This is a genomic window from Janthinobacterium sp. GW458P (assembly GCF_002127585.1).
GTDB lineage: Bacteria > Pseudomonadota > Gammaproteobacteria > Burkholderiales > Burkholderiaceae_D > Janthinobacterium.
Genome location: NZ_NEGZ01000037.1, coordinates 37,630 through 53,648 on the forward strand (window position 1 = coordinate 37,630; position 16,019 = coordinate 53,648).

General features: G+C 64.6%; 16 protein-coding genes. 8 read left to right on the forward strand and 8 right to left on the reverse strand.

The window, feature by feature from the left end; translation table 11 throughout:
* The first annotated feature begins 55 nt into the window (after window positions 1-55).
* The 5 genes from CBW50_RS18990 to CBW50_RS19010 all read left to right on the forward strand — a co-directional run bounded on the left by CBW50_RS18990 (window position 56) and on the right by CBW50_RS19010 (window position 4,389).
* Complete coding sequence (locus CBW50_RS18990) at window positions 56-970, forward strand: NAD-dependent epimerase/dehydratase family protein (protein ID WP_086147013.1); 915 nt, start codon at window positions 56-58, stop codon at window positions 968-970.
* 389 nt (window positions 971-1,359) lie between these two features.
* The gene (locus CBW50_RS18995; protein ID WP_086146998.1) at window positions 1,360-1,743 is read left to right on the forward strand and encodes a DUF5668 domain-containing protein; all 384 of its coding nucleotides are present in this window, start codon (window positions 1,360-1,362) and stop codon (window positions 1,741-1,743) included.
* On the forward strand, window positions 1,733-2,557 hold the full coding sequence (locus tag CBW50_RS19000; protein ID WP_086146999.1) for a DUF5668 domain-containing protein: 825 nt from the start codon (window positions 1,733-1,735) through the stop codon (window positions 2,555-2,557). Before CBW50_RS18995 ends, CBW50_RS19000 begins: the two co-directional genes overlap by 11 nt.
* A gap of 6 nt (window positions 2,558-2,563) precedes the next feature.
* A complete protein-coding gene (locus CBW50_RS19005; RefSeq protein WP_086147000.1) occupies window positions 2,564-3,640 on the forward strand; it encodes a sensor histidine kinase in 1,077 nt (358 codons plus the stop codon).
* An 11-nt stretch (window positions 3,641-3,651) separates the two neighbouring features.
* The gene (locus CBW50_RS19010) at window positions 3,652-4,389 is read left to right on the forward strand and encodes a LytTR family DNA-binding domain-containing protein (protein ID WP_086147001.1); all 738 of its coding nucleotides are present in this window, start codon (window positions 3,652-3,654) and stop codon (window positions 4,387-4,389) included.
* Here the strand turns inward: CBW50_RS19010 and CBW50_RS19015 are convergent.
* The 3 genes from CBW50_RS19015 to CBW50_RS19025 form a co-directional block, all read right to left on the reverse strand.
* Window positions 4,375-6,630 (reverse strand): ATP-dependent DNA helicase, encoded by a 2,256-nt coding sequence (locus tag CBW50_RS19015; protein ID WP_086147014.1) that lies wholly within the window; start codon window positions 6,628-6,630, stop codon window positions 4,375-4,377. The genes CBW50_RS19010 and CBW50_RS19015 overlap by 15 nt on opposite strands.
* Window positions 6,627-8,279 carry a VRR-NUC domain-containing protein gene (locus CBW50_RS19020; RefSeq protein ID WP_086147002.1) on the reverse strand — a complete coding sequence of 551 codons (1,653 nt, stop codon included), beginning with the start codon at window positions 8,277-8,279 and terminating at the stop codon, window positions 6,627-6,629. Before CBW50_RS19020 ends, CBW50_RS19015 begins: the two co-directional genes overlap by 4 nt.
* 88 nt (window positions 8,280-8,367) lie before the next feature.
* Window positions 8,368-9,078: an SMI1/KNR4 family protein gene (locus CBW50_RS19025; RefSeq protein WP_086147003.1), complete on the reverse strand. Its 711-nt coding sequence runs from the start codon at window positions 9,076-9,078 to the stop codon at window positions 8,368-8,370.
* A gap of 148 nt (window positions 9,079-9,226) precedes the next feature.
* Here CBW50_RS19025 and CBW50_RS19030 point away from each other — a divergent pair, with 148 nt between their 5' ends.
* Both CBW50_RS19030 and CBW50_RS19035 read left to right on the forward strand, forming a co-directional pair.
* A complete protein-coding gene (locus tag CBW50_RS19030; RefSeq protein WP_086147004.1) occupies window positions 9,227-10,444 on the forward strand; it encodes an MFS transporter in 1,218 nt (405 codons plus the stop codon).
* Window positions 10,445-10,452: 8 nt separating this feature from the next.
* On the forward strand, window positions 10,453-11,076 hold the full coding sequence (locus CBW50_RS19035) for a metalloregulator ArsR/SmtB family transcription factor (RefSeq protein ID WP_086147015.1): 624 nt from the start codon (window positions 10,453-10,455) through the stop codon (window positions 11,074-11,076).
* 64 nt (window positions 11,077-11,140) lie between these two features.
* Here CBW50_RS19035 and phaP read toward each other — a convergent pair whose 3' ends face one another.
* The 4 genes from phaP to CBW50_RS19055 form a co-directional block, all read right to left on the reverse strand.
* Entirely contained in the window at window positions 11,141-11,749 is a 609-nt protein-coding gene (gene phaP, locus CBW50_RS19040; RefSeq protein ID WP_086147005.1) for a TIGR01841 family phasin, read from the reverse strand.
* Window positions 11,750-11,856: 107 nt separating this feature from the next.
* Window positions 11,857-12,051, reverse strand: a complete 195-nt coding sequence (locus CBW50_RS19045) for a hypothetical protein (RefSeq protein ID WP_086147006.1) — start codon at window positions 12,049-12,051, stop codon at window positions 11,857-11,859.
* 49 nt (window positions 12,052-12,100) lie between these two features.
* Window positions 12,101-14,332, reverse strand: a complete 2,232-nt coding sequence (locus tag CBW50_RS19050) for an ATP-binding protein (protein WP_086147007.1) — start codon at window positions 14,330-14,332, stop codon at window positions 12,101-12,103.
* Window positions 14,333-14,436: 104 nt separating this feature from the next.
* Window positions 14,437-14,865 carry a helix-turn-helix domain-containing protein gene (locus tag CBW50_RS19055; protein WP_172404817.1) on the reverse strand — a complete coding sequence of 143 codons (429 nt, stop codon included), beginning with the start codon at window positions 14,863-14,865 and terminating at the stop codon, window positions 14,437-14,439.
* 114 nt (window positions 14,866-14,979) lie between these two features.
* Between CBW50_RS19055 and CBW50_RS19060 the strand changes: the two genes are divergently transcribed.
* Window positions 14,980-15,831, forward strand: coding sequence for an SDR family oxidoreductase (locus CBW50_RS19060; protein WP_086147008.1), 852 nt, complete (start codon window positions 14,980-14,982; stop codon window positions 15,829-15,831).
* Between the two features lie 70 nt (window positions 15,832-15,901).
* On the opposite strand, the gene CBW50_RS19065 is transcribed toward CBW50_RS19060, so the two are convergent.
* Window positions 15,902-16,019: integrase core domain-containing protein (locus CBW50_RS19065; protein ID WP_139842572.1), on the reverse strand; the 118-nt coding region annotated here is incomplete at its 5' end.

Here is a 16,019-nt window from a genome sequence, read left to right on the forward strand (position 1 = left end):
CGCGCATACTTTGTTGCTGTGATTGATTGCAATCTGAACCAACAAAGGAGTAATGATGCGAATATTCTTGACAGGCGCGGCAGGTTTCATCGGCAGTTCCATCGCGGCGGGCCTCGTGCGCGCCGGCCATCAGGTGACGGGTCTCGTGCGCAAGCCGGAGCAGGTGGCCGAACTGGCCGCCATCGGCGTGCAAGCAATCGTCGGCACCTTGAACGACCGCGAGCTGCTCATCGAACAGGCGAGGGCGGCGGACGCCGTCATCAATGCGGCCAGCAGCGACCATCGGGGCGCCGTGGAAGCCATTATTGAAGCGCTGGCAGGCACGAACAAAGTGTTTCTGCACACCAGCGGCTCGTCCATCGTGGGCGACGCCTCGGGCGGCGAAGGAACGGAACAGATTTATTATGAAGACAAGCTGCCGGCGCCCACGGCCGACAAGGCGGCGCGGGTCGCCATCGATGACTTGGTGCTGGCCAGTGCAGGCCAGGGCGTGCGCGCCAGCGTGCTGTGCAACACGCTGATCTACGGCCACGGCGCCTTGCCGCGCGACAGCGTGCAGTTGCCGCGCCTGCTGAAACAGGCGCGCAAGAGCGGTATCGTGCGCCACGTGGGGCCGGGCCGCAATATCTGGTCGAACGTGCATATCGACGACGTTGTCAGCCTGTATCTGCTGGCGCTGGACAAGTCGCCGGCCGGCACGTTTTACTTTGTCGTATCGGGCGAGGCGGCTTTCCGCGACATGACGGCCGCCATCGCCACTGCACTGGACCTGGCTCCCGCGCAGGACTGGCCGCTGGCCGAGGCGATTGCCGAATGGGGCTATGAAATGGCGTCGTATGGCCTCGGTTCCAACAGCCGCGTGCGCGGTGAGCGGTCGCGCAAGTTGCTGGGCTGGCAGCCGCAGGGGCCGTCCGTGCTGGAATGGATCAGGAACGACATGCAGCAGCCGCCGCACGCCACGGCTGTTTGATGCAGCTCAGCAAAACCACATCTGTGTGTGCTAGCGAACGGTGCTTTTTGCCGATCGGGAGTATGATGGCTTTGCTTGGTTGAGACGCACTGCCGTGAAGTTGGCGGCATGTTCGATCTTCCAGCAGGTCAGCCGGTCGCCTCAAGGATCGGCACCAGATTTCTTTCCCATTGACATCTCGCGCGAGGCTGTTGGCGGGATGCGCCAGTGGCGCTCTGCATGCCCCTTACTCTGCATTACCCCTTGAGGCCGGCGCCTGCCGGTCTTTTTTTCGTCTTTTTCCGGCCCTCGCGCCATTCACCCGCCCGTATCCGCCATTCGCCGAAGAAGGCTGTTCCCGGGCGCCGATCGCGCGTATCTTGCCTATCATCCAAAACCAAGGGGCTATCGTGAAATCCGAACAAGCGTATTGCCGGCGTACCCAGCTGCTGTGGGGCGTGCTGCTCATTGCCATCGGCGTCGTCATCCTGCTGGACCGGCTCGATGTGATCTACCTCCACGATTACTATGCACTATGGCATTATTGGCCGGTGATCATGGCGTTCTTCGGCTTGAACAAGCTGCTCGCGCCCGTGTCCGCCAAGCAAGTGCTCAGCGGCCTGTGGCTGATCTTTTTCGCCGCCTGGTGGTATGTGTCGTACGAGGAACTATGGAATTTGAATTTCTACAACAGCTGGCCAGCCTTGCTGATCGCCTGGGGCGTGGGCCTCGTGCTCGAACCGCTGCTGAACAAGCATTTTATTGCCTACCGGGAGTCCGAGCATGAAAAATAGACCGCCGCCGCACTCGCCGTCGCAGATCCTGCTGGGCGTGATCGTTATCGGGCTGGGGCTGCTGTTCCTGCTCGATAACCTCGGCTTCATCGATGTGCGCTATACCTTCCGCTTCTGGCCCACCATCCTCATCATATTCGGCTTGCTGAAGCTATCGCAAAGCCATACCCGCTCCGGCTACGTGCTCGGCGGCGTCATGGTCTTGCTGGGCCTGAGCTGGACCCTGAAAGCCATGGGTTTGTTCCATATCAACTGGAGCATGCTGTGGCCGCTGCTCATCATTGCCGCCGGCGTGGCCGTGGTGTCGAAATCGCTGCCCGGCGCGCAGCAGCGGCAGCGCCGCCGCCATTTTGCCGCGCAGCAGGATAGTACTGCCGCGCCCGACCCATTCGGCCAGCCCCGCCATGGCGCCGTTTCCCTCGACAAGGCAGGCGCGGATGCGGGGGCCGACGCGGCGGCGCCCGGCGCCAGCGGCCAGGCCGACGACGACAGCATCATCGAAGTGACGGCCATCCTCGGCGGCTATGTGCGGCGCGTGTCCTCGCAGCGCTTCAGGGGCGGCGATATCAATGTCATCATGGCCGGCTGCGAAATCGATCTGCGCCAGGCGTCGATCGAAGGCGAGGCCGTGCTCAACGTGTTTGCCCTGTGCGGCGGCGTCACCATCAAGATTCCGCCCGACTGGAGCGTCGTGCTGCAGGGCACGCCCATCCTCGGCGGCTTCGAGGAGAAGACCATCGTGCCGCCGAACCAGGCCAAGCGTTTGTACGTGACGGGCTACGCCATCATGGGCGGCCTGGAAATCCGCAACTAGGCGCGCATGTCGGGACCCTTGTCGAAGCGGCGCGGCGCCGTGGCGGTCTTGCTGGCCTGCATGGCGCTGGGCCTGGCCCTGGCCTTTGTCCTGGCCAGGGTGGCCCATGCACCGTGGCTCAATGCGGCTTTGCTGGTGGTGCCGGCCACGCTCGTGTATGCGATCGGCACGGGCTTTTCCGCGTTTTACCTGTGCCGCGCCTATCCTTTGGCCGCCCGCCATCCGGCCGCCGTTGCCGGCGTGATGGGCGTGGCGGCCCTGTGCGCGGGCTTGCTGTGGGCCACTTTGCTGCAATTTTTGAACAGCGTCAGCCTGCTGCTGGACGTGCGCTGGCTGGGCGTGAACCTGACGCCATCGCTGCTGGCCCTGTTCTTCGGCCTGGGCGTGCTGCTGTATTGTCTCGTTGCTGCTGTGCATTACCTGCTGCTCGAATTCGTGCGCGCCAGGATGGCCGAGCAGCGGGGCCTGCAAGCGCAGCTGGCGGCGCAGGAAGCGCAATTGCGCATGCTGCGCACGCAGATCGATCCGCATTTCCTGTTCAACAGCCTGAACTCCATCAGCGCCCTGACGTCTATCGATGCGGCGGGCGCGCGCCAGATGACGCTGCAGCTGGCCAGTTTTTTTCGCCAGAGCCTGAGCCTGGAAGCGCACCGGAAAATCACGCTGGAACAGGAACTGGTGCTGATCCGCCATTTTCTTGCTATTGAGCAAGTGCGTTTCGGCGCCCGCCTGCAGGTGGCGGAAGCCGTCGAGGCGGACGCGCTGGCATGCCTGCTGCCGCCCATGCTGATCCAGCCGCTGGTGGAAAACGCCGTCAAGCACGGCATTTGCAATTTGACGGAGGGCGGGCTGATTGAGATCAAGGCCCGGCGCGCGGGCAGCCTGCTGCAGATTGCCGTGCGCAACCCGGTGGATGCGGATCAAACGGCATCGCGCGGCACGGGCGTGGGCCTGGAGAACGTGCGCCAGCGCCTGGCCGGCGCCCATGGCCACGAGGCCGGCGTGCACTGGGGCCGGCGCGACGGCTACTTCGACGTGATGATTTCCATGCCGGCGCGGACCGGCGACACGGAGGACGAATGATGCAGGCAAGAATGCGCGTGGCCATCGTCGACGATGAAGCGCTGGCGCGCGGCGTGCTGCGCGAATACCTGGCGCGCCACGACGATATCGAGATCGTCGCCGAGTGCGCCAACGGCTTTGAAGCCGTCAAGGCCATCGCGGAACTGGAGCCGGAACTGGTGTTCCTCGACATCCAGATGCCGCGGCTGGACGGTTTTGAAGTGGCCGAGCTGATCGGCGCGAAGACAAGGTTGATCTTTGTCACGGCCTACGACCAGTACGCCTTGAAGGCGTTTGACTGCCATGCGCTCGATTATCTGCTCAAGCCGTTCAGCGAACAGCGCTTCGAGCAGGCGCTGGCCCATGCGCGCGCCCAGCGCAGCGCGCCCGCGCAGTTGACTGCCGTGCAAGCGGCGGCGCGCGAGGCGGCCACGCGCGCCGCGCCCCTGGACCGCGTGCTGATACGCGACGGCGCCAAGGTCCATGTGATCGCCAGCGCCCGGATCGATTACATCGAGGCGCAGGACGATTACGTCAGCATCCGTTCCGAGGGCAAGTCCTACCTGAAAAGCCAGACCTTGGCGGAACTGGAAGCCCAGCTCGATCCCGCCAAGTTCCTGCGCGTGCACCGCTCGTACCTGCTCAACATCGACGGCATCCGCCGCATCGAGGCGGCCACCAGGGACAGCCACGTGGCCATCTTGCGCGACGATACGCGGATACCCGTGAGCAAGGCGGGCTATCAGAAGCTGAAGTTACTGGTTGGCTAGCTGCACATCCCACCAAGTCGGCAAGAGCTGGCGGATTTCCGGGCGTGAAAAACGGTCGTCGATCAGGTAGACGACGCCCTTGTCCGACGTGGTGCGGATCACGCGGCCGGCCGCCTGCACCACCTTCTGCATGCCCGGATACAGATACGTATAGTCGTAGCCGGCGCCGAAGATGTCGCCCATGCGCTGGCGGATCTGCTCGTTGACGGGATTGATCTGCGGCAAACCCAGGGTGGCGATGAAGGCGCCGATCAGGCGCGCGCCGGGCAAGTCGATGCCTTCGCCGAAGGCGCCGCCGAGCACGGCAAAGCCGATGCCGCGCGTGTCCAGGCCGAAGCGGCCCAGGAATTGCGCGCGGGCAGTATCGTCCATGCGGCGCGGCTGCTGCCAGAGGGGCACGTCCGGGTAATGCTGGGCAAACAATTGGGCCGTCTTTTCCATGTAATCGAAGCTGCTGAAGAAGGCCAGGTAGTTGCCCGGCGTTTCCGCGTATTGCTTCGCCATCAATTGCGCGATGGGCAGCAGCGAGGCGGCGCGGTGCTGGTAGCGCGTGGAAATGGTATCGGCCACGCGCACGGACAATTGCGCCGCCTGGAACGGCGATTCCACGTCGACCCAGGCCGTGTTCTCCGGCATGCCCAGGGTGTCGCTGTAGTAATTCCACGGACTCAGGGTGGCGGAAAACAGGGCCGTGCTGTGGCTGGCCGCGAAGCGCTCCTTGAGAAACGGCGCCGGCACGATATTGCGGATGCAGACGGTGGAGCCCGTGTCCGTTTTGCTCACGTCGAACAGCGAATGCGCGCCGAAACTTTCCGCCAGGCGGTTGATCAGCAGCACGTCGAAATAGAAGCGCTGCAAGTCTTCGTCCAGCGCGGCAGCGTGCTCGGCCATGTAGTCGCCGGTGGCCGTGGCCACGCCTTGCAGCGCGCCAAAGAATTTGTCGGGCAGTGCCGCATGCACGCGGTAGTCGCCATCCTGCTCCTTGAGCAGGGCCGTCCACTGGCGCGCCAGGCGGTCCAGCGGCTTTTTCAAACCTTCGGGCGCGAATTTGCGCAGCATTTTCAGGTCGATTTGCGCCAGTTCGGCCGAATACATGCTGCGCGCACGCGACACCATATTGTGCGCTTCGTCGACGAGCACATTGACTTTCCAGTCGTGGGCCAGGGTCATGCCGTACAGCATGGCGCTGAGATCGAAATAGTAATTGTAGTCGCCGATGACGACATCGCTCCAGCGCGCCAGTTCCATGCCCAGGTAATATGGGCAAATACCCTGCTGCAAGGCGATGGCGCGCACGGCTTCCTTGTCCAAAATCAAACCGCTGGCCAGCGCCACTGCGCGCGCCAGCGGCAAACGGTCGTAAAAACCCTTGGCCAGCGGGCATGATTCGCCATGACAGGCCTTGTCGGGATGCTCGCAGGCGCTGCTCCTGGCGCTCAGTTCCAGCACGCGCAGCGGCAGCAGCGGCGCGCTTTCCTTGAGGATGGCGCAGGCATCGAGCGCCATCTGCCGTCCCGGCACCTTGGCGGCGAGGAAAAACAGTTTATCGAGGCCATGCGCCGCCGTCGCCTTCAGCATGGGAAACAGGCTGCCCACGGTCTTGCCGATACCGGTCGGCGCCTGCGCCAGCAAGGCGCAGCCGCGGCTGCTGGCCTTGTACATGGCTTCGGCCAGCTGGCGCTGTCCCGGGCGGAAGTCGGCGTGGGGAAAGGTCATGGCCGTGAGCTGGACGTCGCGGCTGGCGCGGTGCGCCATTTCCTGCCCGGCCCATTCCAGGAACAGCGCGCAATGCTGCTCGAAGAAAATGCGCAGCGCCTCGGCCGTGCATTCTTCGTGCATCACCGTTTCCTTCTGGCTGGCGATGTCGAAATACACGAGCGCCACGCGCAGCATGGGCAAGTTCAGCTGCTGGCACAGCAAATGGCCGTAGATGCGCGCCTGCGCCCAGTGCAGCTGGCGGTGGTTGGCGGGCATGGCGCCAAGCTCGCCGCGGTAGGTCTTGATCTCTTCCAGCTGCCGCCGCGCCGGGTCGTAGCCGTCGGCGCGGCCGCGCACGTGCAGGGGGCCGAAGTCGCCGCACAGGCTCATTTCGCGCTGGTAATCGTCGTCGCGCCGGCCCGTGACGGTGGCGTGGCCGGCCATGCCTTCCTGGGCCGTGGGCGAGGGCGTGAAACGCAAGTCCAGGTCGCCCACCTTGGCGGTGAACTCGCACAGGGCGCGCACGGCAACCGTGTACTTCATGCTGCCGCCTGCCATTGCAGATAGCACACGCTGACGGGCATGGCGTGCTCGGCGCAATACGCGATCCAGCGCAGCTGGTTGTCCTGCAGGCGGTCGCCCGGACCCTTGACTTCGATCATGCGGTAGCGCCGTTCTGTCGGCCAGAACTGGATCAGGTCGGGCAAGCCGCTGCGGTTGCTTTTGATATCGAGCAAGATGCGTTCAAACGCCTTTTTCAGATGAAAGGCCGGCATGCAGGCCAGCGCCAGGTCCAGCAAGCCGTCGCCCAGCATATCCCAGCTGACGAAGGGCGAGACGATGCCGTGCTTGGCGGCAAAGGTGGCGCGGATGGCGGCGTGGTAGCTGCCGTCGTCCAGCTGCGCCAGGCAGGCGGCGAAGTCGCCGTTGCGGCGCAGGTAGAAATCGGCGCTGTGCAAGTCGGCCGGGCCACGGTGGAACGGGTGGAAGAAGGCGCCCGGTATCGCCGTGAAGATGGCGGGCCAGCACAGCAGGCCGAACAGCGAGTTGATCAGGGTGTTTTCCACGTAGTACACGGGCGCGTCGTCCCGCATCAGGTGTTGCTGCACCACCCCTTCCACGTAGCACGCTTGTTCAGGGCAGGGCAGCAGCAGGTCGATGCGTTCCACGGCGGCGGGAACATGGGCCGCCTGCCTGGCGTGGCCCAGCTTGCGCCGCAAACGGGGCGCCATGCGCAGCAGCAATTGCTGTTCCGCCTCGCTTTCCGGCGCCGCCAGGGCGATCACGAGGCGGTCGTAGGCCGCTTGCGGCTGTTCATCTTTTTCCAGCACGCGGATGGCGCGGCCCCGCGCGCCCGGATAGCGGCAATCGGCGTAGGCGCGGTAGGCGGCGGGCCAGTCCTGGCATTTTTCCAGGTGCCGGGCGATCTGGAAGCGCAGCTTGTCGCGCCGGCTGGCCAGCCAGGTATTGTCCTGGGACAAGGGCAGCGCGGCCAGTTCCTGCAGCACCTCGTCGGCCGGCGCGCTGGCGTCATAGCGTTCGCGGCACTGCTGCAGCGCTGCATAGTGCTCGATATCCTGGCGCGTGCGAAAGCCGCGCGACTCGGGCGAGAATTCCACTTTTTCATATTGGTACACGCCGAGGTCGGACAGCACGAATTCCGACCAGTCCTGGTGATGGTTGCCGAAGTAAATCAGGCGCAATCGGTCGCACAGCGCTTGCAGGCCGATGCGGTACAGCACGTCGCCGGAGGCCGGATGCCAGGCGGAAAACGGTTTATTGTCCGCATGCTGCCCGCGCAAGGCATCGAGCTGCTCCGCCTTGCGCGCCGCCTTCAGGGACGGGGCGAGGCCGAACGCCTGGGCGATTTCCGCTTTCAGCAGTTGCTCGAACAGTTCGGCTAGCGAGATGACGGGGTCGGCTTCCACCCAGCCCGATGCCAGCAAGGGCAGGGCGGCCGCGCGCGTGTCGCCGATTTCCGGGTAATTGAGCTTGCTGGCGCGGAACAGACAGCCCTTGCGCATGACGAGGCGCACGAACAGGGCGCGCGACGGCTGCGGCAGCGCACCGAAGCCGGCGATGAATTGCGTTTCCTCAAGACTGAGCAGGTCGGCGTAGCGCGCGCTGATCCAGCTCAGCACATCCTGGAAATTGTCCAGATAGTACAGGGGATTTTCCAGGACTCTCAGCATGGTAATAGTGGGGCAAGATGTCACTCGGACAGATTTTTACTGTGTTTATATACAGTTTAAACCTTCATCCGCCGCTTGCCCAGCTATTTTATGTTTCGTCAGCCGTGCTGTAGGCAAAACAGCTGTCGAACTTTTCGTAGGCAATGTATTCCGCGCGCAGGCCGGCCAATTCGATATCGGTGAGCAAGCCCCGGTGCGCTTCCTTGCGTCCCTTCGGCAGCGCCACCTCGTAATCGATGATGTCCCTGGCCAGCAAGGTTTGCAGTACTTCGGCTTGCGGCGCCGTCAGGTAGCGCGCATGGGTGAGCAGGGTTTTTTCCAGCTGCTGCCTGAATTCCTCGTCGCTGACGTCGTTGTACGTATCCTGGTCAGCCATGCTGTTGAGCAGCATAAGGAATATGAAATCCTGCAGGTTCTTCGCCAGGTACTGGGCTGCATTCTGGTCGTGCCACAGCAGCACGACGGGCATCTCGCCGTCCTGCTGGCCTGAGGCGAAAAAGCAGTAGTGGTCGCCGGCGCCCGTTTGCGCGAACGGGATGAATCGGAAGGCCGGGTCGATCTGCCGGTAATCGTCCGCGTCGCGCAAGGTGTCCGCTGCTTCGGCAACGGCCTTGATATTGAGCAATTCGAAATCATCGGCATGCAGCAGCAGGGTGGGTTTATCCTTCAGGGTGGGATAGACCAGCTTGTACCAGTCGGGGCCGTATTCGCCCACGGCCAGCATGCCGTCGCGTTCCAGTTGCCGGTACAGAGCCGGATAGGTGCAGCCGTGTTGCCGTTCAATTTCTGACAATGTCATGTGTGTCCTGTTCAACGTGATTCATCGGGCAATGATAGCCGACGCAATGGCGCGCACGGCAGCAATGATGGCCGCAATTGATAAACTTTTTAGTTTACTTATATGGCATGTCCCCGTATGCTTGCCAGACACAATCCGCCGAGGCCGCATGAAAAACATCATCCTGATTTCCGCCGCCTGCCTGCTGGCGCTGCTGTCGACCATCGGCGCCTCGCTGCCCTACCCGATTCTGCCGCCGCTGTTCGCGGCCGAGGCGCCGAACGCCTTCAATAATTTCCTCGGCTTGCCGTCAAAACTGCTGTTCGGCCTGGCGCTCACCATCAATCCGCTGGGCTTGCTGATCGGCTCGGCCCTGCTGGGTCCCTTGTCCGACCGCTATGGCCGCCGTCCCTTGCTGATGCGCACGGCCGTGGGCGCCGCCATCGGCCATGCCATCACGGCCTGGGCGCTGGTGATCCAGTCGTATCCGTTGTTCATCGTCGCCCGCTTCATCACCGGTTTGCTTGAAGGAAATGGCGCCGTGGCGCGCGCCATGCTGGCCGACCAGTTGACGGGAGCGCTGCGCCTGCGCGCCATGTCCTGGCTGAATGGCGCGTTTTACCTGGGCTGGCTGGTGGGGCCGATTTTGGCGGGCGCGACCCTGGGCTGGGGCGTGACGGTGCCGTTCTGGATCGCCGCCGCTGCGCTCATGCTCGTCGCCGTGCTGGTGGCCGTCGGCTTGCCGCGCGAAACGCCCTCGCTATTGACGACGTCGTGGTGGCAGGTGGCGCGCGACCGCCATTCGCTGAACCTGCTGCGCCACGAGGAGCTGCGTACCCTGTTCATCGTGCAGCTGGCATTTACGTGCGGCGTGGCCAGTTTCTATGAGTTTTATCCGTTGTGGCTGGTCGAGACGGCCAACTACCATGCACAGGCGATTGCCTGGGTGAACGTGGGCCTGTGCGGCACGATGACCATCACCTCGCTGCTGGCGGGCGGTCCCAGCCGCCATGCGCCGCTGCTGCGCGCCAGCTGGTATGCCTGCGGCGTGGCCTTGGCCGTGGGGATTTTGGCGCTGGGTAATATCTGGGTGGGCATCGCCGCCATCGTGCTGTTCGGCATCCCGAACGCGCTGTACAACACGGTAATACAGGGCTGGTGCGCCGAGCGCTTCAGCGCGCATGGCCAGGGCGCCGTGATGGGCTTGCTGGCCACCACCTTTTGCATCGCCAACATCGTCGTGGCCTTGAGCGGCTCCGTGCTGACCCTGATCGACACGCGCCTGATCCTCGTCGCCGGCGCCTGTTCCGCCGCCTGGGCCGCCTGGCGCATGGCGGCCTGGCGCCGCCAGCTGGCCGGCGAGGTTGACGCGAAAGCCGTGGCGTGAGCGGCAGCATGAACACGTCGGAACAGACCCTGTTCCTGCTGAAGATGCGCGGGCCGCAGACGGCGCAGCAGCTGGCGGCCTTGCTCGACATCACGTCCATGGGCGCGCGGCGCCAGCTGGAGGCGGCGCTTGAGCGTGGCCTGGTGGCTTTTGAGGACGTGGCCGACAAGGTGGGACGCCCGTCGCGGCGCTGGGCGCTGACGCGGGAGGGCCATGCGCGCTTTCCCGACCGCCACGCCGACCTGACCCTGGAATTGATCGCGCAAGTGAAAACCCTGTTCGGCGACGCGGGCCTCGATCAATTGATAGGCGCGCGCGAGCGCGGCAGCGAAGCGGCCTACAGGCAGTTGGTCGATCCTCGGCTTGATCTGGCGCAAAGAGTGGCCGCTCTGGCGCAGGCGCGCGATGGCGAGGGTTACATGGCCCATGCCGAGGCGCGCGACGATGGCAGTGTCTTGCTGGTGGAAAACCATTGCCCCATCTGCGCGGCGGCCACGGCATGCCAGAATTTCTGCCGCTCGGAGCTGGCCATCTTCCAGCGGGTATTGGGGGGCGATTGCACGGTGGAGCGCAGCGAATATCTGCTGGAGGGGGGCAGGCGCTGCGTGTACCGGATCGTGCCGGTCGGGTGACTCCCCGCAAAGGCCGGGGTCGTCACCTGCAGGGCACGACCCCGGTACCTGCGCTTGGGGCCAGTTACTTTTTAGCCGCTTTCGGCTTGGCGGCAGGCGCCGCCTTTTCCGCCGCGGCGGCGCTGCTCGTCGCCTTTTCCGTGGCCTGCGCCACTTGCGCGCTGGCCTTGGCGATCTGTTCCTCCACGGTTTTCACGGCCTGTTTTGTGGCCTTGGTCACTTGCTCGTAGCCGAGGAAGGCGTTGTCGATGGCGGCCTTGACGATGGCCACGGCGTTTTCCGAACCGGGCGGCACGTTTTTCGTGACGTCGTAGATCAGGGCGCTCAGATTGCCTTTCGCTTCGGCCACATGGGCTTCGGCGGCCGTCGTGAATTCCGTGTGGATTTCCTTGATGATGTCGTCGAGCTGCTGTTTATACGCTTTCGCGCCGGCCACGCCCGGTTGCAGCTGGGCGGCGGCGGCGGCCATGGCGGCCTTCGGGTCCCTGGCCTGGCTGATTTCCTTACTGGCGGCAAGACTATCCTCGATGCCGGACTTGGCGGTGGCCATGTTCAATGCCAGCACCTGTTCCACGCCTTGCACGGCCTTGGAAGTGAGGGTGTTGAAGGTCATCAGCTGGAATTCAAACAAGGCCTTGGTGGCCGATGCGAATTGTTCGGGATTCGTAAACATGTGGTCTCCTCGGTTTGAATAGATACGTTCTTATCGTTCCATACTCTTTCGACGCCGCAATGCCATCGCTTGATCTCAAGCCGGTGCCCCGTGTGGTCATGGCCCCATTATTTAACAAGCGCCGGTTTTTCGCAACGGCTATCTTTGTACGGTCCCGAGGCCAGTTCCCAGCCAAATCCCAGGGTGGACTGGGCGCATGACAGGGTGCCGTCGATCTTGCTGCGCCATTGGTACCAGGGGGCGGGTCCGGCCGAGGCGCCGGCGCAAATGGCCAGCAGGGCCGTGGCGAGGATGTATTTCATGGCAATGCTCCATCAGAAAGCGATGGCTGCATTGTAGCGTTACCGGCGTTCAGGCGGCGGGCGACTGGGGTGCGACGGCCGGCAGCAGCAGGGTGAAGGTGCTGCCGGCGGGACTGCTGCAGGCGTCGATATGGCCGCCCAGCACGCCTGTGACGATGTTGTGCGCCACGTGCAGGCCCAGGCCCGAGCCGCCGGAGCCCAGCTTGGTGGTGAAGAAGGGATCGAAGACGTGCGTGAGGTCGTCGGCCGTGATGCCCACGCCCGTGTCGGCCACGGACAGCACGATGCCCTGGCCATCGTCGCTGGCGCGCGCGGTGACGGCGATGCTGCCGCCGCTGCGGCCGTCGAAGGCGTGGCGCAGGCAGTTTTCCAGCAGGTTGCCCAGCACCTGGCCCAGCGGGCCGGGATAGCTGTCCATGGCCAGGTCCTCGGGCACGTCCTGCGTCAGCGTCAGGCCGGCGGTCTTGAGCGGCGTGGACAGGGGCAGCATCAGCTCGGCGACGAACTGGCGCAGCAGGAAATGGCGGCGCTGCGAGCTGGCGCGGTCGACGGCGATCTGCTTGAAGCTGGAGACGAGGTCGGCGGCGCGCTGCAGGTTGCGCAGCATGATGGCGTCGGCCTCGCTGGCCTGGGCCAGGTAGGCGCCCAGCTCGGAGCGGCGCAGGCCGTCGAGGAAGGAGGCCTGCAGTTCGCGCGTGCGCTCGGCCATGGTGGTGGCCACCACGAGGCCGTTGCCGATCGGCGTATTGAGCTCATGCGCGATGCCGGCCACCAGCGCGCCCAGCGCGGCCAGCTTGTCGCGCCGCACCAGTTCTTCCTGCGTGATGGACAGGTTTTCCAGCGCGGCGGCCAGCTCGCGGTTGACCTGTTCCGACTGTTCCTTGGCCTGCGTCAAGGCCGCCGTGCGCTCGGCCACCAGTTCTTCCAGGTGGGCGCGGTGGCGCTGCAATTCGCGTTCGTGGCGCATGCGGCCGATGGCGATGCCGGCCAGGTCGGTGGCCGTGTCGATCAGGCCCTGCTCGTGCGCGTCGGGGCTGCGTACTTCGCGGTAGTACATGGCGAACGAGCCGAGCACCTTGCCTTCCTGGCCGAAGATGGGGCGCGACCAGCAGGCGCGCAGGCCGAACGGCGCGGCCAGTTCGCGGTAGGGCGCCCACAGCGGGTCCTGCATGATGTCGCTGACGATCACCTGCTCGCGGCGGAACATGGCCGTGCCGCAGGAACCCACGCCGGGGCCGATTTCCACGCCTTCGAGCAGGGCCATGTACTCGGCCGGCAGGCTGGGGCCGGCCGCGCTGTGCATGTGCATGCCGTCGTCGTCGAGCAGCATGATGGAACAGTACACGCCGCGCGACTGGCCCTCGATGAGTAGCAGCAGCTGGTTCAGGGTGGGGATCAGTGGCGCGCCCTTGGCGACCATTTCCAGCAGGGCGCTCTGGCCCGAGCGCATGGCTTCGGCGAGGTTGCGTTCGGTCAAGTCGATGATGCGCGCATGCACGAGCTGGCGGCCCGGCACGGACAGGCGCATCAAACGGATTTCGCATTCGATGGGATGGCCGTCGCGGTGGCGGCAGGTGGCGCGGAAGACGACGATCTTGCCTTGCAGGGTATCGCGAATCTTGTCATCTAGTAATTGTGGCGAAGGCACGCCATCGTTCTGCTGTTGCGGGAAGAGCGGCTCCATGCCCCCTTGCAGCAGCTGGGTCTGGGGCAGGCCGAACAGCTCTTCGGCCAGGTGGTTGGCGTCGATCAGCAGGCTGTTGTCGATATCGAACAGCAGCACGGCGTCGGGCGAGCCGGCCAGGATCGAGTGGTAATTGACTTCCAGCGTCTGCGGATGCAGGGGCCGCGGCGGCGCCGTGGGGAGCAGCGCGGGCGCCTCGGCCTTGTGCAGCGCCAGTTCCATGAGGATTTTTTCCGCCACGTCGCGCGCATTGAACGGCATCTTGATGTAGTCGGAAGCGCCGGCGCCCACGCTGCGGCCCTGTTCCTCGGCGCTGGGGGCGGACGACATCAGCAGCAGGGGCACGCCGTGGCGTCCGCCCGCATTGCGCAGGCGCATGCAGGTGGCGCCGATATTCGAACCGGCCAGGGCTGCGTCGAGCAGGATCAGGTCCGTGCCGCCGGACGCCAGTTCCACGCCCTCGTCGATATCGCCCGCCAGGCCCGTGCCCAGGTTATGCCGGTCCAGCACATACAGCAGTTCGCGCACATCGTTGGGCGAATTGCTGACCAGTAAAACTCTGGCCCGGTCGGCGATGGAGGATATCAACTGATTCATGGGGGCGCGTCCCTTGCGCGTAGCGTCAGGCTAGTATTACATCAAGGCAAGAAGGAGTAAACGATAATTAGTGATTACTAAAAGCAATCCGCAGCGCCAGCCGTTCATGCCGCGTCCTGCGCCTGCGGCGTCGCCGCCAGGGCGGCGCGCGCCTGTTCGACGCGCGGGTAATTATCCTCGATCCAGTCGACCAGCACGGCCAGGCGTTCGGCCGCCTCGCGCCCCAGCGGCGTGAGGCTGTATTCCACCTTGGGCGGAATCACGAGATAGGCCTGGCGCAGCACGAAGCCGTCGCCGGCCAGCGCTTCCAGGGTTTGCGCCAGCATCTTTTCGCTGACGCCGCCCACTTCGCGGCGCAGTTCGCTGAAGCGCCGCGTGCCGCTCAGCAACAGTACCAGCACCAGCACGGCCCAGCGGCTGGTCAGGTGGCTGAGAACGGCGCGCGACGGGCAGGCGGCGGCCAGCAGGTGCGCGCCCTGGTTCTGGCGGGCGAGGGCGGCGCGCAGGCTGGCACCGGGAGTGTCTGTGGACATGATAGTTGGCCTGAAAGTGTCTGGCAATTCATACTTACCAAAAGGTACGTACTTACAATAGGTAAGTAATAGTCCTATTATAGGGTTTTACGACCCACCCTCCAAGGAGAAATCATGATCGTCATTACCGGCGCCACAGGCAATCTGGGCCAGCACGTCATCACCAGCCTGCTCGCATCCGTCCCCGCCGCCCACATCGTCGCCGCCGTGCGCAACCCGGCCAAGGCTGCCGACCTGGCCGCCCGGGGCGTGCAGGTGCGCCAGGCCGATTACAACGACGGCGCCAGCCTCGACGCGGCGTTCAAGGGCGCCACGAAAATCTTGCTGATTTCGTCGAGCGAAGTGGGCCAGCGCGCGCAGCAGCACCAGAACGTCATCGATGCGGCCCGGCGCGCCGGCGTGGCCCTGCTGGCCTACACCAGCGTCTTGCGCGCCGATACCTCGCCGCTGGGCCTGGCCGCCGAGCACGTCGTCACGGAAGCGGCCATCCGGGCCTCGGGCTTGCCATACACTTTCCTGCGCAACGGCTGGTACCTGGAAAACCACACGGAGCACCTGGCGCCCGTGCTCGAGCATGGCGTCGTGCTGGGCGCGGCGCAAAACGGGCGTTTCTCGTCGGCCGCGCGCGCCGATTATGCGGCCGCCGCCGCTGCCGTGCTGACGGCGGCCCAGCCGCAAGCCATCTATGAGCTGGCAGGCGACCACGGCTTTACCCTGGCCGAGTACGCGGCCGAAGTGGCGCGCCAGTCGGGCAAGGCGATCGTGTACAAGGATATGCCGCAGGCGGACTTCAAGGCGGCGCTGGTGGGCGTGGGCGTGCCGGACGGCTTTGCCGACCTGCTGGCCGATTCCGATGCGGGCGCGGCCAAGGGAGGCCTGGAAGACCATGGCAGGCAATTGAGCGCGCTGACAGGCCGTCCGACGACGACGCTGGCCGAAGCGGTGAAGGCGGCGCTGGGCAATTAAGGGGAGGGTGCCGCGGGTTGGAAAAACCGCGCGGCATTCTGTGTCCAGTCCTAAAATAGGTTGACAGTATTTATTGCTGCACAAACGCCCGATGCACCGCATCGGGCGTTTTGTACTTCAAGGCCGTATGTGGTCGTTCCTGGTTGTATATCCGCACCGATTGCGCCACCATTTTGCTCGCCTGTTTC